General features: G+C 32.5%; 18 protein-coding genes. 8 read left to right on the forward strand and 10 right to left on the reverse strand.

Translation table 11 applies throughout. From position 1 onward, the window contains the following. Positions 1–3: 3 nt before the first annotated feature. From BM383_RS13630 to kdsA, 10 genes are all read right to left on the reverse strand, one after another. Complete coding sequence (locus tag BM383_RS13630; protein WP_093025699.1) at positions 4–633, reverse strand: hypothetical protein; 630 nt, start codon at positions 631–633, stop codon at positions 4–6. Positions 634–697: 64 nt separating this feature from the next. After that, entirely contained in the window at positions 698–1,084 is a 387-nt protein-coding gene (locus tag BM383_RS13635; protein WP_093025700.1) for a response regulator, read from the reverse strand. Continuing rightward, entirely contained in the window at positions 1,084–3,549 is a 2,466-nt protein-coding gene (locus BM383_RS13640; protein WP_093025701.1) for a PAS domain S-box protein, read from the reverse strand. Before BM383_RS13640 ends, BM383_RS13635 begins: the two co-directional genes overlap by 1 nt. A gap of 122 nt (positions 3,550–3,671) precedes the next feature. After that, positions 3,672–5,219 (reverse strand): PepSY-associated TM helix domain-containing protein, encoded by a 1,548-nt coding sequence (locus tag BM383_RS13645; RefSeq protein WP_093025702.1) that lies wholly within the window; start codon positions 5,217–5,219, stop codon positions 3,672–3,674. Between the two features lie 4 nt (positions 5,220–5,223). Next, positions 5,224–5,508, reverse strand: a complete 285-nt coding sequence (locus BM383_RS13650) for a hypothetical protein (protein ID WP_093025703.1) — start codon at positions 5,506–5,508, stop codon at positions 5,224–5,226. A 1-nt stretch (position 5,509) separates the two neighbouring features. Continuing rightward, positions 5,510–5,833, reverse strand: a complete 324-nt coding sequence (locus tag BM383_RS13655) for a hypothetical protein (RefSeq protein WP_093025704.1) — start codon at positions 5,831–5,833, stop codon at positions 5,510–5,512. A 7-nt stretch (positions 5,834–5,840) separates the two neighbouring features. Beyond that, positions 5,841–6,554, reverse strand: coding sequence for a DUF4198 domain-containing protein (locus BM383_RS13660; protein ID WP_093025705.1), 714 nt, complete (start codon positions 6,552–6,554; stop codon positions 5,841–5,843). A 70-nt stretch (positions 6,555–6,624) separates the two neighbouring features. Then, positions 6,625–9,099: a TonB-dependent receptor gene (locus tag BM383_RS13665; protein WP_093025706.1), complete on the reverse strand. Its 2,475-nt coding sequence runs from the start codon at positions 9,097–9,099 to the stop codon at positions 6,625–6,627. Between the two features lie 215 nt (positions 9,100–9,314). After that, the gene (locus tag BM383_RS13670) at positions 9,315–10,133 is read right to left on the reverse strand and encodes a hypothetical protein (protein WP_245766590.1); all 819 of its coding nucleotides are present in this window, start codon (positions 10,131–10,133) and stop codon (positions 9,315–9,317) included. 40 nt (positions 10,134–10,173) lie between these two features. Further along, positions 10,174–10,995: a 3-deoxy-8-phosphooctulonate synthase gene (kdsA, locus tag BM383_RS13675; RefSeq protein ID WP_093025708.1), complete on the reverse strand. Its 822-nt coding sequence runs from the start codon at positions 10,993–10,995 to the stop codon at positions 10,174–10,176. A gap of 213 nt (positions 10,996–11,208) precedes the next feature. Here kdsA and typA point away from each other — a divergent pair, with 213 nt between their 5' ends. From typA to BM383_RS13715, 8 genes are all read left to right on the forward strand, one after another. Continuing rightward, a complete protein-coding gene (typA, locus tag BM383_RS13680) occupies positions 11,209–13,011 on the forward strand; it encodes a translational GTPase TypA (RefSeq protein ID WP_093025709.1) in 1,803 nt (600 codons plus the stop codon). Positions 13,012–13,085: 74 nt separating this feature from the next. Further along, complete coding sequence (locus BM383_RS13685; protein WP_093025710.1) at positions 13,086–13,322, forward strand: YgjV family protein; 237 nt, start codon at positions 13,086–13,088, stop codon at positions 13,320–13,322. Between the two features lie 120 nt (positions 13,323–13,442). Continuing rightward, complete coding sequence (locus BM383_RS13690) at positions 13,443–14,084, forward strand: hypothetical protein (RefSeq protein ID WP_143106423.1); 642 nt, start codon at positions 13,443–13,445, stop codon at positions 14,082–14,084. Between the two features lie 130 nt (positions 14,085–14,214). Continuing rightward, entirely contained in the window at positions 14,215–17,802 is a 3,588-nt protein-coding gene (locus BM383_RS13695; RefSeq protein WP_093025712.1) for a chemotaxis protein CheB, read from the forward strand. Between the two features lie 4 nt (positions 17,803–17,806). After that, positions 17,807–20,026, forward strand: a complete 2,220-nt coding sequence (locus BM383_RS13700; RefSeq protein ID WP_093025713.1) for an ATP-binding protein — start codon at positions 17,807–17,809, stop codon at positions 20,024–20,026. A 6-nt stretch (positions 20,027–20,032) separates the two neighbouring features. Then, entirely contained in the window at positions 20,033–20,443 is a 411-nt protein-coding gene (locus BM383_RS13705) for a response regulator (protein WP_093025714.1), read from the forward strand. A 9-nt stretch (positions 20,444–20,452) separates the two neighbouring features. Beyond that, positions 20,453–21,010 carry a response regulator gene (locus BM383_RS13710; RefSeq protein WP_093025715.1) on the forward strand — a complete coding sequence of 186 codons (558 nt, stop codon included), beginning with the start codon at positions 20,453–20,455 and terminating at the stop codon, positions 21,008–21,010. Further along, positions 20,997–21,593, forward strand: coding sequence for a biliverdin-producing heme oxygenase (locus tag BM383_RS13715; RefSeq protein WP_093025716.1), 597 nt, complete (start codon positions 20,997–20,999; stop codon positions 21,591–21,593). The genes BM383_RS13710 and BM383_RS13715 overlap by 14 nt, the downstream gene beginning before the upstream one ends. Positions 21,594–21,631: the final 38 nt, after the last annotated feature.

Consider the following 21,631-nt stretch of genomic DNA (forward strand, 5'->3'; position numbering starts at 1 on the left):
GTTCTATTTTCTGTCGTATTTAAAATGCATAATGCTACCATAAACGATGTGCATAACACCAAATCCGAAAGCCCAAAAATACAAACCATAACCAATAAACTGACTAGAAATCAAACCTAAAATTACATTGATAACTCCTAAGTATTTAATATCGCCAAAAGTGAATTTACTAGCATTGATACACGCTAAGCCATAAAAAATGAGCATCGCAGGAGCAATAAGACTAACAATACCACGCTGAATTAAAATCAAACAAAAAGCACCTCCTGTTAACAATGGAAATAGAAAATTAACTAATAATCTTTTACTGGAAACATCCCACATTTTTGCATTATGTTTTTTGGCTTTGCTATACGTAAGTACAATTCCGGTAACTACAGCCAACACCAAAACAGTCATGGCTACAAGAATTAGATGCAGCTCTAGTTCTATAAAATCGGTAGTATCTCCAACTGTAGCTCTGTTATAAGAACTAAAAAAGTCTTGTAACATAAAATGAGCTGCTGCAGCACCAACTAAAGCATAGATACCTGCTAGAATCCCTGAAAGTCCGCTGAGTGAGATAAAACGAGAAGAACGATTCATCATGTTCTTAATCTCGGTGATATCATTTAAGTAATTTTTTGTTTCCATTTAAAGTACTTTGAAAAACAAAGTAAAAAAATAAAATTTTATTCTGCAATAGCGTGTGAGAAAATTATGAAAATAAATTTTTAATGATATCTAAACGAATAGGCTTGGTAATATAGCTGGCAATGTTGTGATTGCCTTTTGCTTTTTCCATATCGGCAATAGCAATTGAAGAAGATACAATATGAATTTTTATAGATTTGAAGTCGGTTTCTAACTCTTCTAACTTACCTAAGAATTCCCATCCATCCATCACTGGCATGTTTATATCTAATAAAACTATTCTGGGTAAATGTTCGTTTTGGTAGATTTTTGATCTAAAATATTCCAAAGCCTCTTTACCATTCATAAACTGCAGAATGTTACTGTTTTCGTGAAAACGAAGCAACATTTTTTTAGTTAATGATTGATATATTTTATCATCATCAATGATACAAATAGTGGTTTCGGTCATTATTTTTGTATATATACTTTAAAGGTTGATCCTTCGCCTGGTTTACTGTCAACTTCAATTTTTCCTCCCATGGCTTCTATTTGATTTTTGATAATAAACAAACCAATACCTTTTGCTTCTGGGTGTTCTGAGAATGTTTTGTACATGCCAAATATTTTATCACCATGCTTTTTCAAGTCGATTCCGATACCATTGTCTTTTACATATAGAATTTGATATTCTTTGTAATTTTTAAGACTAATTTCTACGTAAGAATCTTTTTCAGGATCTCTATATTTAATTGCATTTGATACTAAATTAAGCAAAATACTTTCAAGATAAGCAGTACTGAATGTAATAAACTCTTCTGAATTTATATGATTAATAATACGAATGTCTTCACTTTTGATTTTGTCACTAAGAATATCAAGACATTTTTTGATGTAGCTTAAAAGATTAAGCTTCTCTTTTTTAATATTAATATTTGCTCTAATACTGGTGACTTCATTTAAATTATGGATTGTCTCGTCAAGTGAATCTGCTACTACTTTTAGCATAGCGAATAATCCTTTTCTTTCTGTCAAATCATCTATAAAATCCAGGGTAGTAATTATCGTTTGAATATTGCTTGTGTGCGATCTTAAATTATGAGAAGTTATATAGGAAAAATCAAGAAGTCTTTTATTTCTTTCAAGTAATATTTTATGGGAATTACGTAATTCTCTTATGGCATTTTTTTGAGCAGTAATTTCTTCAGTAGAAACAAAAACACGTTTGTAATTGCCTTCATAACCTGGTACCACATACCATTTTACTTGAACGTCTTTATGCTCTCCATTTATAGTAACAATATTTGTTTCACCACTAAAAAATGTTCTTCCCTTACAAATGGTAATGAGTTGTTTAATTAAAATACTCGTATTATTCTTAGAAATAATATCTGTAAAGTTTTTGATAAGAACTTCCTTATTGGTTGCATTTCTAAGGCGAAGGGTTTCCTTATTTACATTAATAATTTTTATTTTACTAATACAATTTCTGAGTTCTTCGGGATGCGTTTTAAAGTATCTATAGATTTTTGTAGATGGAAGGTGGCAAATATTCAATCGTTTTAATTCATTTTGTACTTCAGAAAGATCCTCTTCTCTTAGTGGAATAGGGGAATCATCAAATAGACTTTTAAATCTACTTTCGCTTTGTTTTAATTGTTCATAGGACTTTTTCTTTTCAGTTATATCTTCAATAATCGCTACATAGTAGTTAGGTTCTTCGTCTTTATCCCACATGGGAGATACCGTAATGTTTATCCAAAGCTCTAACCCTTGTACGCTTTTTAATCTTCTGGTTACGGTGAATACATTGATATCTCCATTTTTTAATTCACTGAGCAGATTTTCAAAGTTGAAGTTGTCTTCAGGATGCCGAAATTTGTGTATAGATTCATTTTTTAAATCCTCTAAACTACAGCCTAGTATGCTACATAAATGAGAATTTGCCTTTTCAAATTTTCTTGTATTAATATTTATTACAGCAATCCCTAAACCGGCATGGTCAAAAATAGCTTGAAACTCCCGTTCATTTTCTGCAATTATAGCAGTTTGATCCTTGATAACTTTTTCTAATTCTGAAGGCTTTTTAAGTAAAAAATAAAGAAAAACACTAGAGATAATACAAAAAACAGTCCATAGAATAATTGTAGGATAGAGTGAAAGATAATCATTGTTAGCCCTTTTTTTAACAATTTGAATATTCCAATCTCCCTGAGGAATTTGTAAAGTTTTTTTAAAAGCTTTTTCAAAGTTATTTTCGCGTTTAAGAAAAAAATCTTCTTTAAAGGTAACCGGATTTATTTTGGAAAGACTTAAGTAATAGCGTTTATTATTAAAGTTCTGAAGCCCCGATTCTTCTATAAGTGTATCTAAGTTGATAATCACTGCAGAAAATCCCCAAAACTTCTGATTTCTATAGATAGGAAGTCTACCAACTATAGCAGTTCCTCCTTGTACAAGTTCTAAAGGTCCCGCAAAGTACATTTCCCTTAATTCAATTGCTCTAAAAGCTTCATCTTTTGTATGTTCTGTTTCGAAGAGATTTAAACCTATAGAGGCTTCATTGCCTTGGTTTGGATACGTGTCTTTAATAATTCCATTAGGAACTAGCTGTACAGCGGAAATATTTTGGTTATTTTTTAAAAGTCTTTCTGCACTTGTTTCAAAATTTTGGTAGTTCCCGTTATCATCTATGATAAGTGATAAGGAAGCTGCAACGGTATAGCTATTTTGAATAATTTGCTGTACGTTTTGTTTAGTCACTTCCAACATTCCTTGCATTTCCAACCTTTCTTTTTCCTGAAGTAGTTGTTGCTGTTGGTCAATGATAAAATATCCGATAACAACTAGTACTAAAAAGCTGATGATACTAGTAATTGCCGGCTTTAATATATATGAAGAATTTATGGCTTTGCTCTTATTTCCCTTTATTAACATAGTCTGATTTTCGAAAAATCGTAATGAAAATACAAATTAATTTAAAATAAATCAGTTCGGGGAAACAAAATCATCTTAAGAAATTTTGGAAAAAATAAGAATAATATTTCAAAAAAAAGGATTTATATATTTTTTTTCGTTTTATACACGAAAGATAGGATAAAGAATAAAACAACGGATATAATAATCCATAATAGATCAACAATAAATAGATGTGAAGTGTTGTTTTGAAAAAGAGTCCAAAACCAATTTCCGGTCTTAATGCCACTGGCAACAGGAATCAAAAAACCTAAAATTCCACCAGATAACAAACAGACTTTTAAAGTGAAAGCATTGTTGTTTTTAAGGCTGAATGCAACAGATAGTATTAGCCAGATTAAAAAGTAAAAGTAATACAGAAAACTATAGCCATTACCTATTAATTTTACTGCTATAAAACTGATTGCTGTTGTAGGCAACATGCTTAAACAAATAGCCAAATAGATGGTGTAAACACTATTGTTGTATTTTCTTTTCTTTTCTGTAATGTTTTTTTTCTTGCGCGCATGAAACCAGATTAATACTCCAGATAAAATAACAACGCAGCCAATAATACCCATTATAAAACTGAGAATCCGTAATGGATATCCGGCATAATCGCCGTAATGTAACCGATATAATAGGTTTTTTACATGGTCTACATAAGTAACTTCGGTATATGGATTTTTTTGTAATACCAACTCGCCATTAGCAACTTTGTAGCATAGTTTTCCTAATCCTGTTAGTTGGGTGTTGTAGTTGAGTTCTCCTTCAATATTCACATGCATATTTGCATCGCCATAATTAAGAATATCAACTTTTGTTATGTTAAAATCATTCCATTTTTCCTTTGCTTTGGCAACAATAGCGTTAACGTTTATTTGTTGCTGAAACGGTTGGTGTAGGTATTCAAAACTAGGAGGATTGTATCCTAAATCATCATACAAAGCTTTTTGGTCTCCGCTGTAAAAAGCACTTAGAAAAGGAGCTACCATTAAAAGTTTTATCATAAAAAATGTACCCGTAACAGCATATACCAATTGAAATGGAAAACCAATGGTTCCTAACACGGTGTGAGCATCGGTCCAAAGGGTTTTTAATTTAGCTTTCGGACGGAAAACATAGAAGTTTTGTTTGATTTTGTCCCAATGAATTAGCAGACCAGTAATTAAGGCAAAAAGAAAGAAAAATGCTGTGAAACCACTTAAATAATAGCCGTAAGGGTAGGGCACTTGCGCAAAGAAATGCAAACGATACAAAAATTCGCCTAACGTATAAGATGTGTAATAAGTTTCTGTGCTAAAATCTTGTGTGTTAAGATAAAAAAAGTTTCCTGCTTGCGCTTCTTTTTGCAATGTAGTGTCTTTGGAAGCCGATAAAGAAACATTGATTTGTGCTTCTTCGAAATACTTTTTAAAGGTAATATCTTTTCCTGTTAAGGTGTTGGTTTTCGAAATAGAATCTAATGCTCTGTTGAAATCTAGTGATAATTCAGGATTGCTTACAACGGTATCGTTTCGTTCCCAATTCACAATTTCATCTCTAAAAAAAGAAAAAGAACCTGCAAAAAAGATGACAAATAATAGAACACTAATCACAATACCACTAACGGTATGCAAATGAAAAAAGATATTGTAATGTCTGTTATTCATATAATTAGTTGTTTCCGAAGTAGAAAATTATCAGAAAAAATAGCGAAATGGAAAGATATAAAGCCCAAACTTTCCAGCCATTATGAGCTAAAAAAGCCAACACCATTAAAACTGCCCAAATGATAAATGCAGAAAAAGTAGCTGTAATGATAACTGAAGGTTTGTGTAACCAGGTAGCTAGGGCTAAATGAAAAGTAATGGCTACTAAATAACCTCCGAGAAATCCGGCTGTAATTTTGGCAAAACGTTGCCATTTATTTTGCGTTAAATATTTGTTGTTAGCCGGCATATTAAAGCATTTCTAAACCTAGTGAAATACAAAAGATAATTAACAAATGTATGTTTTTAATTACGTTTAATGGGTATAGCAAAACAATACAACTGGCAACTGTCATTAAAAGAATAATGAATGAAAAAATTCCATTTCCAACTCCTAATGCTACGATTGTTAAGCTCAATGCTATACTCATAAAAAAAACACCTAGGCCATTTGTATATTTATGATTACTGTTCAATTTCTCAATCACTAAAATTGGTTTTACAGGAACTCTCTTTGTAGTGCTGTAACACAAAAAAAAACCAAAACTTATAATAGTAGTAATGAGTGTAAACATATTGATATTATTTTATGCTAAATGTACTGCAATGCCATACAAACTCATAAGTTTTACCTTTAAATTCTCCAGGTACTTCTTCTTTGGTTGTGGCTTCTAGTACATATGTTGTATCAAAAGGCATGGCAAAAGTAAACAATCCGTTGTCATCTGTGTTTATTTTTTTAGACCATTGGTCTTGCATAAAAATTGTCACCTCGCTTTTTGCTAAAGCTTCATTTTTATATAGTAACTTAAATGTAGCTTGGTTACCTTCTTTTTTTACAAGCTGAAGCGCAATACCGTTTTCGTTTTGTGTTACCGATGCAGGTTGTATTTTTCCTACGGTTACTGTTGCAGAACTGTAATAATGAGTTTTAAAAATTCCGAAGTCATATTTTGTAAAATCTATTACTTCAATATCATTATTATTTAAGGCAATGGTGTACGTTCCTTTTTGTGTAGGTGTAAATTGAGCGGTATAAAAGTTTTCTTTAGCTGAAATTTCTAAAGCTGTTTTAGAACCATCTGGAGCTATAGCCCATAAACTAAAGTTTTTTACCTTGTTGAAGGTGTCGCCACCAACGGTTTCTTTAACTCCGTAGCTATATTCGCCATAATAAACATTAACGGTGTGTTTGGTGTTTAATTTTCCTGTTGCTTCGGTTTCAATCCAAAGAAAATGTGCAAAAGATGTAGCGTAAAAAAAGCAACATAATGCGGTTAAAAAAAATGTTTTCATCTGTATAAAAAATTAAAAACCAAATGCCAGCTGTTAGGCAAGGCACTTGGTTTCATCAAATTAAGGTCTCTTAAAAATTGTAGGTTAAGTTTGCAGTTAGGCTTCTTAACATTTGCGGACTAATAGTAGACCATCCTTTATAATATTCTTTGTTGGTAATATTATCTAATTTAAGGGTGAATCTCCACTGGTCAACTTCATAAAAAGCAGATGCGTTTAATACTGTATATTCTGGTAGGGTAAAAGTACCAGCTGTGTTACGGTTAAATATTTTGTTTTCGCTAGCATAGTTTCCACCAAAACCAATTCCAAATCCGTCTAAGCTTCCGCCGTTAAAACGGTAACTAGCCCAAAGGTTTGCTAAATTTTGTGGTCCTGCACTTTCTGGTCTTCTTCCTAAGAAATCATTACCTTCTGCAGCTTTTTCTAACTTACTGTCGTTATAGCTATACCCAGCAATAATGTTTAACCCTTCTACTGGAGAACCTGTAATCATAGCTTCAAAACCTTTGTTACGTTGCTCACCATCTTGAATGTAGTTTTCTGGATCTAGTTGAATTACGGTGTTAGATACTTGAACATCATAATAGCTTAAGGTAGCAGAAAGTTTATTGTTGAACAAGTTAAGTTTTGTACCAAATTCTATTTGGTTTGCTTGTTCTGGGTCAAAACTTAATGTGTTACCGCCAGGTGTAGTTACAGGTGCTACGTTTGAAAAACCATTCATATAGTTAGCAAAAACCGAAACTTTATCTAAAATTGGTTGGTATACCACACCAAATTTTGGCGATACAGTGGTTTGCTCATAATCATCACTTTCTGTAGTAACATTACCATCATTTATAAAGTGATCTACACGTAAACTAGCCATTACAGATACATTTGGTAATAAGTATGCTACGTCAGACACGTATGCACCAATTGCTTGTTGTCTTGTTTTGCTGTAGGTTACACTAGAGTTACCTATACCAGCATCTGCACCAGCTTGTGTAAGCACACCAGAATCGTTAGTTACGTTTGTAGCCATTGGTGTACCAAAATAGTCGTGTAATGCAGAAGCATAAGCTTGAAAGTTTGTAGGGTCGTTACCTACAAATACAAAACCTTGGTTACCGTAACCAGAGTTGTTACCAATAACAATTCGGTTTAAATAATCTACACCACCAACAAATTTGTTTTCTACACTACCAATGTTAAAGTTACCATTGAAGTTTTGTTGTATGTTGGTGCCAGCAGTCTCAGAGTTTTGTTTACTTGTATAACGCGCTAAAATAATACCGTCTTCAAATTCGTTACCTGTTAAACCTTCTACAGTACTCGTAATTTCGTATAAATACGAGTAATACCCTTGAGATTTAGCACTTGTTCTTGCAAAAATAGTTTGCGAAGACCAGTTGTCGTTAAATTTATAGTTCATAAACCCTTGAACGCTCATTGTAGGTGTGTCTATATACAAATCGTTGCTTGTAAAAGAGTTTTTGTGGTTGTAGTTTAAATCTGCAATGTTGGTAACATGTAAAGGCGAGCTTCTGTCTACAAATAGCATTGTTTGGTTTGTGCTTCTACCATTGTAAATTTCGGTATTTACATAAAACGATAGTTTATCATTTACTTGGTAAGAAATAGATGGGGCTACAAAGAAAGATCTTTTAAAACCAGCATCTTGAAAGCTGTTTTGTGTATGGTAAGCAGTGTTTACACGTAAAGCAATGTCTTCTGTTTTGCTTAGCATAGTGTTTACATCGGCAGTAATTCTATTTAAACCATAGCTACCACCTGTGTACGATACATTACCGCCAAAACCATAAAAAGGTCTTTTTGTGTTTACGTTAATTAAACCACCATACGAAATTAAAGAACTACCGTAAAGTGTACCAGATGGCCCTTTAAGTACTTCTATGCTTTCTATGTTAGCTGGGTCTGGGCTACCGTTGGTAACACCTGCAACACCGTTAAGCATTGTTGGTTGTACGGAGAAACCTCTTAACGAAAAATAACCAGCACCATCGCCACCACGACCTGTAGATTCCCATAGTTTGTCTAAACCAGGAGCATTTTTAAGTGCATCGTCAAAATTAGTAACTACTTGTTCTTCTAATACCGCATTGGTAATCGTGTTATAAACCTGCGGATTTTCAATATCCTTTAACGGCATTTTAGAAACCGTTATGCTTTGGTCTTTTTTAAACGTCTTTTCAACATGGTTTTCTACAACTACTTCGTTTAGAACCTGTGTATCTTCTTGTAAAGAAATAATACCTAAGGAGGTGTTTTTGTTAGCATTTACTACAACAGATTTTGTAATAGACAAATACCCAATAGAAGATATTTTTATAGTATACTCTCCTTCAGTAACATTGTTGATACTAAAATAACCATCTGAATTTGATGTAGCTCCTAGTCCTGTTAAGTTTACAGTAATGTTTGCATAGGCTAAGGGAATTTGTGTTTCATCATCTACAATTGTTCCGGTTATTTTTCCATTTTGAGAAAATCCAAATCCGAAACATAAAAGAGTAACAGTTAATAGAATTATTCTGCGCATTTTAATTTTTATTTAGATTTAATTTAAATTAGCGAATGCAAATGTATACGAACTCTAGATATGTTCATAATAAATAGCAATTAATTTTTAATAAATAAAACTGATAAGAACATAGCTTCTGATTTGAATGTATTATGATTTATTCTGAAGCATTGCTAACGGGATGTATTTGTTCTTTTAATAGCTACTTTTTTAGCAATATGAGAGCACAAAGTTTACAGATAAAAAATTCCACCAATAGCCACTATTCTTTCAAAAAAGTAGAAATGTTGAGATGCTTTGTCCACGCTAGATTTTGTAGTTCTAATATCTCCCATATGAATATAGCCTCCTTTTAGTTCACCTTGAATGAAAAAGTGTTTGAAAAAGGTAAGATTTAAACCGGCTTTGGCAGAAAGACCAAACCCTGCTACATGAAATGCATCATTACGTTGTTTTCCTAATAGGGTAGAGTTTGTTTTTGGAAAAAGAAAACCACCGCCAAGTCCTTCGGTAATGTTAACTTGAAAAATATCGGTATTATGAATTCCTAAATATTTTGAAAAATCATCAACTCTAGAAAGTTCGGTATGCACATAGTTGAGTCCATCTGTGTGTTCAAATTGAAGAAATTCTCTTGTCAATTCGGTTAATTGATGATTATAAACGCCATTGAAAACAGCACCTGCTTCACTTTCGGGTAAATTAATGTAACCATCTACACTGGCCGTTTGAAACTGCGTCATTACATATTTCATATGATCAATACTTAAAGAAATATTGTAATGATCTGTTAGGTAATATCCAAGTTTCAAATTTGTTTGTGGAATGGTCATATTCATTGGATTGAAATAATCGGCATGCCAACCTTTTGGTTTATCATGAGCTTTGGCTTCCTCTATGGTAAAGTCGTAGCCATTTCCTCTGAAATGAATATCAGATTTCGAAAAATTTTCACGATTACCTCCCCATAAAATGAAGAATTTTCCTTTGTTGTGAGCAGTATAAAGTTCTTGTTTGTCTGTAGTTTGCGCAACGACAAAATGAGCTGACATAAAAATGCAGCTCACTAAAAAAAGTATTCTCATATTAATATTAGCGTAGCCCGTTAACTGTTTTTCTGATAGCTACTAAATTGGTAAGTAAATTTTCTAAATGATCTAGATGTAGCATATTGGCTCCATCACTTTTTGCATTTGCCGGATCAAAGTGAGTTTCAATGAACAATCCGTCTACGTTATTTACCACTCCAGCACGGGCAATGGTTTCTATCATATCAGGTCTTCCGCCAGTAACTCCACTGGTTTGGTTGGGTTGTTGTAAACTGTGTGTGACATCTAAAACTGTAGGAGCAAATTCTCTCATGGTTGGAATTCCACGGAAATCAACAATCATATCTTGATACCCAAACATAGTTCCACGATCTGTAACCATGACTTGTTCATTATTACAATCTAATACTTTTTGAACTGCGTGTTTCATACTTTCTGGACTCATGAATTGACCTTTTTTCAGGTTAACAGTTTTTCCAGTTTTAGCAGCGGCTACAACTAAATCAGTTTGGCGAACTAAAAATGCAGGAATCTGTAAAATATCTACATATTCGGCAGCTAAAGCAGCATCGCTAATTTCGTGAATATCGGTTACGGTTGGTACGTGAAAAGTTTCAGATACTTTTCGTAAGATTTTCAACGCTTTTTCGTCCCCAATTCCAGTAAAAGAATCTATTCGGCTTCGGTTAGCCTTTTTAAAACTTCCTTTAAAAACATAAGGAATTTCTAATTTATCTGTAATAGCAACTACCTTTTCGGCAATTCTCAAAGCCATTTCTTCGCCTTCAATGGCACAAGGTCCAGCTAAAAGAAAAAAGTTGTTGCTATCAGTATGTTTTATTTGTGGTATATTTTTTAACTGCATTCTAGGTTATTTTTTGAGTGAACAAAGATACAATTATTGTAAGTGTTGGGCAGAATAAATTATCCGATTCCTATTTAAATGGAAATAATTTGTCGTAAACTATTCATTATTAAAATTTTAAATTATGATTTTTTAGTTGGAATTCATTTCATTAAATATTATATACTGTAAAAATAAAGTGTAACTTTGCGCGCTTAAAACCAAGGCACAATTATGGCTAATATTAAAAACATTGCAATTATTGCACACGTTGACCACGGTAAAACAACATTGGTTGATAAAATTATGTATCACTGTCAATTGTTTCGCGAAAACGAAAACACAGGTGATTTAATCCTTGATAACAACGACTTGGAACGCGAAAGAGGTATTACAATTACTTCTAAGAACGTTTCGGTAATCTATAAAGATACTAAGATTAACATTATAGATACTCCTGGTCACGCCGATTTTGGTGGTGAAGTAGAGCGTGTTTTGAACATGGCCGATGGTGTATTGTTATTGGTAGATGCTTTTGAAGGACCAATGCCGCAAACACGTTTTGTACTGCAGAAAGCTATTGATCTTGGTTTAAAACCTTGTGTTGTTATTAACAAGGTAGATAAAGAAAACTGTACTCCAGAAGAGGTTCATGAAAAAGTATTCGATTTAATGTTCGAATTAGGAGCTGAAGAGTGGCAGTTAGATTTTCCAACAGTTTACGGTTCTGCAAAGAACAACTGGATGTCTGAGGATTGGCAAAAACAAACGGAAAACATTGAGCCATTATTAGATATGGTAATTGAGCACATTCCATCTCCAAAAATTGAAGAAGGAACTACGCAAATGTTGATTACCTCTTTAGATTATTCTTCTTTTACAGGACGTATTGCTATTGGTCGTTTACAGAGAGGACATTTAACTGAAAATATGCCAATTTCATTGGTAAAAAGAGACGGAAGCATTGTAAAATCTCGTATCAAAGAATTACATGTTTTCGAAGGTTTAGGTCGTAAAAAAGTTGCAGAAGTACAAGCTGGAGATATTTGTGCTTTAGTAGGTTTAGAAAGTTTTGATATTGGAGATACGGTTGCAGATGCTGAAAATCCTGAAGCTTTAAAAACCATTGCTATCGATGAGCCTACAATGAGTATGTTGTTCACCATTAACGATTCTCCTTTCTTTGGTAAAGACGGTAAGTTTGTTACTTCGCGTCACATCAAAGATCGTTTAAGCAAAGAATTAGAGAAAAACTTAGCATTGCGTGTTCATGAAACAGACAGCGCCGATAAATTTATGGTGTTTGGTCGTGGTGTATTACACTTATCTGTTTTAATTGAAACCATGCGTAGAGAAGGGTATGAACTTCAAATTGGTCAGCCACAAGTTATCATTAAAGAAATTGATGGTAAAAAATGTGAGCCAATGGAAGAGTTAACTATAGATTTACCAGAAAACCTTTCGGGTCGTGCGGTAGAATATGTAACCTTACGTAAAGGTGAAATGTTTAGTATGGAGCCAAAAGGTGAGCGTATGATTGTTAAATTCAGCATTCCATCTAGAGGTATCATCGGGTTACGTAACCAAATGTTAACCGCTACTGCGGGTGAAGCAATTATGACACACCGTTTTACAGGTTATGAGCCATATAAAGGAGATATTCCAGGAAGAAACAACGGTTCATTAATTTCTATGGAAAACGGTAAAGCAATTCCTTACTCGATAGATAAATTACAAGAAAGAGGTAAGTTCTTTGTAGATCCTAACGAAGAAATTTACGAAGGTCAGGTAATTGGAGAAAACTCACGTCAAGATGATATGACAGTGAATATTACCAAAACTAAAAAGCTTTCTAACGTACGTTCTTCTGGAGCTGATGATAAAGCGAAAATTGTTCCTGCAATTAAATTCTCTTTAGAAGAAGCGTTAGAATACATTCAGAAAGATGAATACGTAGAAGTTACACCAAAAACCATTCGTTTGCGTAAAATCTTATTAAAAGAAGTAGATCGTAAGCGTTTTGGTAAACAATTATAATACAATTGTTTTATAAAATATAACTAACTTTAAAGCCCCGATTTTTTCGGGGCTTTTTTTTAATAAGTGTGTATATGTTTTTAGGAGTTTCTATAGCAGAGTGGGTAGGGTATTTAGCTTCTGCCTTTTTAATGGTAGCCTTTACCATGAAAAATGTAAACAAACTAAGAATTATTAATTCTTTAGGTTGTATTACCTTCGTTATTTATGGTTTTATGCTAGATATAGCCTGGCCGATTATTATAAGTAATGCTTTTATTTTAGGGAGTAATTTGTATTATTTGTTCTTTAAAAAAGATAGTGAGGCTTAGTATTCTTGTAGATGAATCATAAGCTTTTGTAGAACAAGTTTCTTAATGACAATTTTTTATATACCTTTAAAGCTGAAAGGCATTATATTTGCTTCAAAAGTTTTTAAATACTTTTTGCATATGAAAAAGCTTCTATTTTCTTGTTTGTTCTTTGGAGTAAGTATGTTTATGCATGCCCAAATCAACGACGGAAATACACAAACTATAAAGGTAAAAGCAGAGGATAATTCTAGTACCATCAATACAGAAACAAAGAACAGTTCTGGTTTGTTAGATGATGGTAATACAGCCGTTCCTGATTTAAAATTAGAGAAAGAAAAGGGAATTTCTATGCTGCCAACGGAACAGTTTATTGATAATAACAAGCAATATACAAAAAAGGCAAATAAATCTATTACAGAAGGAAAAGTAGAATTAGATCAATTTAAAAGAGATCAACCTTTAGGAGATATAAAAACAAAATCTAAAACGCTCAAAATTGCCTGTAGAGATTTCGCAAATATTGATGGAGATCTCATAAGCATTTTTCTAAATGGTAAAGAAGTAAAGCACGAGATGTTTTTAGAAGGTGGTTTTAGAGGAATAGAAATAGAAATTCCTGTAGGTTTAAATACTATAGACTTTCAGGCTGAAAACATGGGGTTAGCGCCTCCAAATACGGCAGAATTAGTAATACTTGACGACCAAGGAGAAACAGTTACATCTGCTCAATGGAATCTTTATACGGGCTATAAAGCCACAATTGTTGTTGTAAAGGATTAATAATTTTTTATTAAAAAGAGTACACTATCAAAATATATGGTTACTTACCATATTTTACTTGCACGACACTGTTTAAATGTATATTTTTAAGTTTTAAAGGTTATTACCCCCTTATCCCGAAACTCATTTTATGCAAACAAGGTCAAAGGAACATGTAGTAGTAGCTATCGGCGCAAGCGCCGGAGGGCTAGAGTCATTAAATTCCTTTTTTTCTCATATTTCAGATGAATGTCCATTCACATTCATTGTTATTCAACATCTTTCTCCAGATTATAAAAGTTTAATGGATGAACTATTGGCCAAAAATACCAATATACCCATAAGAGAGATCGTGAATGAAGCTAAAATTGAAAAAAATAGAATCTATCTAATTCCACCAAAAAACAATTTAATTGTTGAAAATGGTTATTTCAAGCTTTTAGATAAACCAACCGGGCATGGATTAAATCTTCCTATTGATTTATTATTTGAATCTGCGGCTAAAGAATTTAAAACACAGTTTACAGGTATAGTTCTTAGTGGAACTGGTAGTGACGGTTCCAAAGGGATACAGGTTATTAAAAAATATGGTGGACTTGTTATAGCGCAGCAACCATCGCAAGCTAAATTTGATGGCATGCCTCAAAGTGCAATCAATACGGGTTATGTTGATTACATTCTACCAACCGAAGAGATGAGTACAGAAATCGAAAATTATTTTGATACCGAGGATTGTGATGGTTCAGATATTTATAGTGCTGTTGAGAGTAATGTTTTTTCGGAGATTATAGCGCTTCTTAGAGATTCTACGGATCTTGACTTTCAGTTATATAAAAAGCCTACGCTTATTAGAAGAATCAATAAACGTATAAGCATACTGAAACTTAAAACAATTGAAGCGTATTATGAATATATCATTAACAATGATTATGAATTACATATACTTTATGAAGAAATCTTAATAGGTGTTACAAAATTCTTTAGAGATAAAGAAGCATGGACTATTCTAGAGGATACGTTAGTACCTCAGATAGTGGCTTCTAAGAGTAATAGTGATGTTCTCAAAATTTGGGATGTAGGTTGTAGTACCGGAGAGGAAACCTATAGTTTGGCAATGCTCTTCATTGCAGAAATTGAAAAGCAGAACAAGGATATAGATCTTAAAATTTTTGCTACCGATATTTCAAAAATGCACATAGAAATAGCGAGCCGAGGTGAATATGGAGATCAAATAGAAAATGATATTGATAAAGAGCGGTTATCAAGATTTTTCTATAAAATTAAAAATGGATATCGTATTAAAGAATTTATTAGAAGTACGGTAATTTTCTCTAACCATAATATCATTAAAGATCCGCCATTCAAGAATATAGATCTTGCGGTATGTAGAAATCTTTTAATATATCTTCAAAGTTCTATTCAGCAGAATGTTTTACATGTTTTACATTATTCATTGATTGAACAAGGAATCTTGTTTTTAGGAAGTAGTGAAAATTTAGGATCATTATTAAATAATTTTGAAGAAGTTGATCGAAAATGGAAATTCTATAGAAATATTAAAACTTCCAAAAGATTAAAAACTGAAATGCTTCGTTCTACAAGTGATAGAAATATTACAAATTTTCAACAACCAAATAAACGAAAGGATATAGATATAGAAAAGATAGAAAATAGAGATGCATCAACCATTATTAGTGACGCAATACTAGATCAGTTTGGTGCAGCAAGCGTTTATATCAATGGTCATTATGATATTATTGAAGCAAAAGGTGAGTTAAAAAAGTACGTTAGCTTACCCGAAAAAGGGTTTACAACTAATCTTCTAAAAATGTTACCGGAAGAGCTTAAAATCCCTTTAACCACTTCAGTTAACAATGCAAGAAGAAATGATAGTAAGTATGTGTATCAGAATATATTATATTCAATTGATGGTAAACAGTACTTAGTTTCATTGTTCGTAAAGCCATTATACGACGATGATAGGCAAGAATACCTAGTAACTTTTGTAGATGTAGATCCTTCAGAAGGTAGTATTATAGAGATTGCTACAGTTTCAGAAAGTGCTGCAAAACGTATCAATGATCTTGAAGAAGAGTTAGAAGATGTAAAAGTTCGTTTAAAACGTTCTATTGAAGAAACAGAAACGAGTAACGAAGAATTACAGGCAACCAATGAGGAGTTATTAGCTTCAAATGAAGAACTCCAAAGTACCAATGAAGAATTACAGAGTGTTAATGAAGAATTACACACGGTAAATACAGAGAATCTTCAAAAAATGGAAGATTTGGCATTATTGAATGCTGATATTAATAACTTATTAAACAGCACCAATATTGGAACCATTTTCTTAGATAATGAGTTAAACATAAGAAAATATACACCTTCTGTTAAAGAACATTTTAACTTGCTTCCTCAGGATATAGGTAGACCTGTAGCAAATTTTATCGCAAATTTCAATAAGGAAGAAGATTTTATAGTAAAAAATGCTCAACGTGTTCTTGATACAGGAAAAACATTTGAGAGAAACGTCATTAGTAAAAGCGGAAAACACTTTATAAAAAGAATATCTCCATTCTTATCTATCAAGAATACAATAGAAGGAGTGGTTGTAAGCTTTATAGATGTTGAGAAAATGTATCAATCGCAGTTAAGATTGCGTAGGAGTGAAGAGAAGTTTAAATCTTTCTATAATGATGATCCGGTAATGCACGTAAGTATAAACTTGGATTCAGGATCAATAGTGGAAGCGAATCGACTTTTTGTACAAAAAATGGGGTATAAATCACGTGAGGAAGTGATAGGTCTTCCAATTTTAGATTTCTATCCAGATGACAAGAAACTAGTGGGAATCAAGTTGATGGATGAACTTAAAAATAATGGAATTTTAAGAAATCAAGAAGTTCAGTATATCACTAAAGATGGAGTACTTATTGATGCTATTTTAAACACGATTGTGGTTAAAGATGAAAGCAGCAATTTACCAATAACCCGTTCTACTCTTTTAGATGTTACAGAACTGAAGAAAGTACAGTCCGAACTAGAAATTGAAAAGGAAAATTTAATAACAGCAAATAAAGAATTGGAACAATTTGTATCTATTTGTTCTCACGATTTACAAGAACCATTAGGAACAATTCGTTTTGGTAGTGAACTGGTTATTAAAAAATTTAGTGATAATCTAGAGCCTAAAGGAAAAGAATATTTAGAATACATTTTTGACGCAGCCGGAAGATTAAGTAATCAAATTAGAGCGCTTCTTGAGTATAGTAGAATTGGGAAGAACAGAGAAAAAGTATCTGTAAACACCAAGGAAATGGTAGAAGTTGTACTATATGATCTTAGCCGTAGAGTAAAGGAAAATAATGCAAAGGTACACGTAGGTAATTTACCAAAGATCAATGCTTATAAAACAGAACTTAGATTACTATTCCAAAATCTTATAGGTAATGCTCTTAAATATAGAAAGAAAGATGTTGATCCTGTAATAAAAATTTCGTCATACGAAGATGGGGAATATCAAATATTTTCTATTGCAGATAATGGTATAGGTATTCCAGAAGAAAGTATTGATAGTATTTTTACAATTTTTAGTAGAGTACCTACCGAAGATAAATATGAAGGTACCGGAGTAGGTCTTGCCCATTGCGAAAAGATTGTAAAAATGCATGAAGGTAGAATATGGGTAGATTCACAACTAGGATATGGAAGTACATTCTACGTAAAACTTAAAACTAATTAAGATTATGGCGAGTCCCTCATCGTTATATCCTCAAAACGTAGATCTTACAAATTGTGATAAAGAACCTATTCATAAATTGAATAGAATCCAGCTGCATGGAGCAATAGTAAGTTGTGATCTTAATTCATTACAGATAGTTCAATGTAGTTCCAATATTTCAGAATTTCTAAACAAAACAATTGACGAAATTCTTAATCTTTCATTAGAATCAATTATTGGAAATGAAAATTTTGAATCTCTAAAAAAAGCAATTGATCAACAAAAATTTGCGCCCTTAGATTTAGTTGTAGGAAATAAACATTTACTGGTTATTCCTCATGTACATGAATCGCACTGCATTTTGGAACTAGAGCAGCGAGAAGAAGGTGTAGATGCTTTTACCTATCAACAACAATTAACAGATGTGATTACCGGTTTGAGTAATGCCTCCGATGAAAAGCAGATGTGTGATAAAGCAGCCGAGCTGGTCAAGGACTTTTTTGGGTATGATCGCGTAATGATTTATCAATTTGATGAAAATTGGAATGGTGAAGTAATTTCAGAAGCGCGTGAAGAGAACTTGGAAAGTTGGCTAGGCTTACATTATCCTGCAACAGATATTCCTCAACAAGCTAGAAAGTTATTTTTGCAGCAAGGCGTTCGTCTTATTAGTGAAATTACTACAGAAAGTGTGCACATGGTACCTGAAATTTCTCCGGTTACCAATGATATTGTGGATCTTTCTAAAAGTGAGCTGAGAGCACCTTCTTTAATTCATATAGAATATTTACAAAATATGAAAGTTGGCGGTACATTAACCGCTGCCATTGTTTATAATCATACACTTTGGGGGTTAATTGCTTGTCATCATTATAGTCCAAAATTTATAAGCTATCATCAGCGATTATCTTGTAAATTCTTGACCCAAGTTTTTTCAACACAATTAGGTCTAAGAGCTTTCAATACTTCTTTACAAAAAGTAAATAGTTCTTCTGTGATAAGAAATTTACTCATCAAGCAGATGAGTGAAAACTGGAATATAACTGAAGGATTAACAGCATTTGACACCACAATGCTCAATTTAACCGAAGCAAGCGGCGCCGCTGTTTTCATTGATGGAAAACTTACCTCAATAGGAAAAACACCAGATTCTGAAGAAATTCTCAAATTGAATAATTGGTTAACTGAACATAAAAAGGAAGACGATATTTATTTTACGAATAGTATATCTTCTATTTATGATCAAGGATATGCTTTTAAAGAAGTTGCTTCTGGAGTGTTACAAGTAGCTGTTTCCAAAGGGAATAACAAACTATTTTGGTTTAAACCAGAGATCAAAGAAACTGTTTCTTGGGGCGGTAATCCTAATAAACCCGCACAAATAAGTTCAGATGCTAGATTGTCTCCAAGAAAATCATTTGACAAATGGTCTGAAGAAGTTAGTGGTAAATCTGCACCTTGGCTAGATTATGAAGTAGCTGCAGCTAAAGCGTTGAAAGAGAGTATTTCAGAAATTATAATTCAGAAATACGACGAAGTTATGGAGCTTAATCAAAAATTGGAAAAGGCTTATAATGAGCTGGAATCTTTCAGTTATAGTGTATCCCATGACTTGCGTGCACCACTACGCGGAATTGATGGTTTTGCACAGATTATCAAGGAAGATTATTTTGAATCCTTAGATGATTTTGGTAGAAATGCTTTAGAAACGATTATAAAGTCTACCGAAAAAATGAACCTGCTTATAGATGATATTTTACATTTTTCAGGTCTTCATCAAAAGGAAATGCGTGTAGGAAATGTAGATATGAATTCTTTGGTGAATCAGGTCATAGATTTAAATCAAACTGCTATATTATTTCCGAATACAAAAATTGAAATTGATGAATTACCACATGCTACTGGTGATCAATCAATGATAATTCAACTTCTTAGTAATTTGATTAATAATGCTTTAAAGTATTCTCAAGAGAGTCCCAACGCAAAAATACAGATAGGATCATACGTTGAAAATGGTAAAAATGTATACTATATTTCAGACAATGGGATTGGAATAGACATGCAATATAAAGATGCTATTTTTGGAGTATTCAACAGACTTGTAGATGATTCACAATACAGTGGATCTGGTATTGGGTTAGCTATTGTAAAACGCGTGATAGAAAAGCATTTTGGTAATGTTTGGGTAGAAAGCAAACTGGGAGAAAGTACCACATTTAAATTCTACTTTAATTTACCTGAATAGTTTTTTATGAGTAATTATATTTTATGCGTAGAGGATAATGTGAATGATATTCAGTTAATCAAAAGAGTTTTTGATAGAGAATTGGCACATATACCTATACGATATTTAAAAAACGGGGAAGAGGCTCTGAAATTATTTGAAAATGAAGATTTTTTAGTACATTTACCAACACTCATCCTTTTAGATATTAAAATGCGAGGCATTAGTGGCTTGCAAGTATTAGAGAAAATCAAACAAAACGAAAAGCTATCCAAAATACCGGTAGTAATTTTAAGTTCATCTGTGCAACAAAGTGATTTAGATAAAGCATATGGTTTGCATGTGAATAGTTATGTAGAAAAGCCGAAAGATTATCAGCAATTAAAATCTACATTAAAATTATTGTCTGATTATTGGTTTAATGTCAATAAGAATTAGGTTGAAATTATGAAAAACGCCAAAATTAAAATTCTGTTAGTTGAGGACAACCACACAGATGTACAATTGACCAAGAGGCAAATTTTTAAGGTTGATGAAAATGTTATCGTAGAGGTATCTAAAGATTTGATTAGAACAGAAGAGCTATTATTGAGTTTTGAGCCCAATATTGTAATATCTGATTATAGACTTCCGACCTGCAGTGGTATGGATGTTTTAGATTTAGTAGAAAGAAAGGCCAAAGGAACTACATTTATATTTTTAACAGGTGCAATTCATGACGAAGAATTGGCAGCAAATACTATTTTAAGTGGAGCTTCCGGATATTTTTTGAAGAAGAATTTAGCCAAGTTTCATGTGAAGCTAACACCTTATATAAATGCTGTAAGAAACAACAGCCCAATTACACAAGATTCAAAAGAGAGAATAACAGAAAGTAGAAAAACAATTCAAAGTATAGAAGATTTCCTTAAAAATGTTGACAGCATTAATATGTCTCACATAGAAGGAATTCAAAAAATAAGAGAAGATATAGCCAAACTTAGAAAAGATTATGATAATATTTGACCAACTAAAGGATAAAACCACCGCATTACACCAAGAAGCAGAAAAATATAATGATGCTTCCAAAGTTTTAGATCATTCTATTTCGAAAGAAGATTACAAGCAATTACTTATTACCAATTATAGTTCTTATAAAGGCTTGGAAGAATATTTGGTGAAACACAAATTGCTACTTTCAGAAGAGCTACAACAATTTGCCAGTTATAAAAATTCTGATAGGCTTGAAGAAGATCTCAAGTATTTTGATGTAAATGTAGAAACAATTGAAAGACCAATTTTTGATTTTCAGAACCCTTCAAAATCTTCATTAATAGGTGTTTTGTACGTGATGGAAGGATCAATGATGGGCGGAATGATGATTAGTAAAAATTTATTAAAATGCGATTCGTTAACGGAACTTCCAACGCAATGTTTTTTTAATAGAGATGTACAAGATATTTTGAAGTATTGGAACGATTTTAAAAATGCAGTTGCAATCAATACCTATACAAGTGATGAAATAGATGAGGCTATTGCTGGAGCAAATAAAGCTTTTGCGTACTTCAAAGAGGTTCACTTATTTTATCACGTATCTGAAAAAAAATAGAAACTATGACATTTGTCATGTTTTACTAAAAACCATTG

The organism is Pustulibacterium marinum, assembly GCF_900116665.1.
GTDB lineage: Bacteria > Bacteroidota > Bacteroidia > Flavobacteriales > Flavobacteriaceae > Pustulibacterium > Pustulibacterium marinum.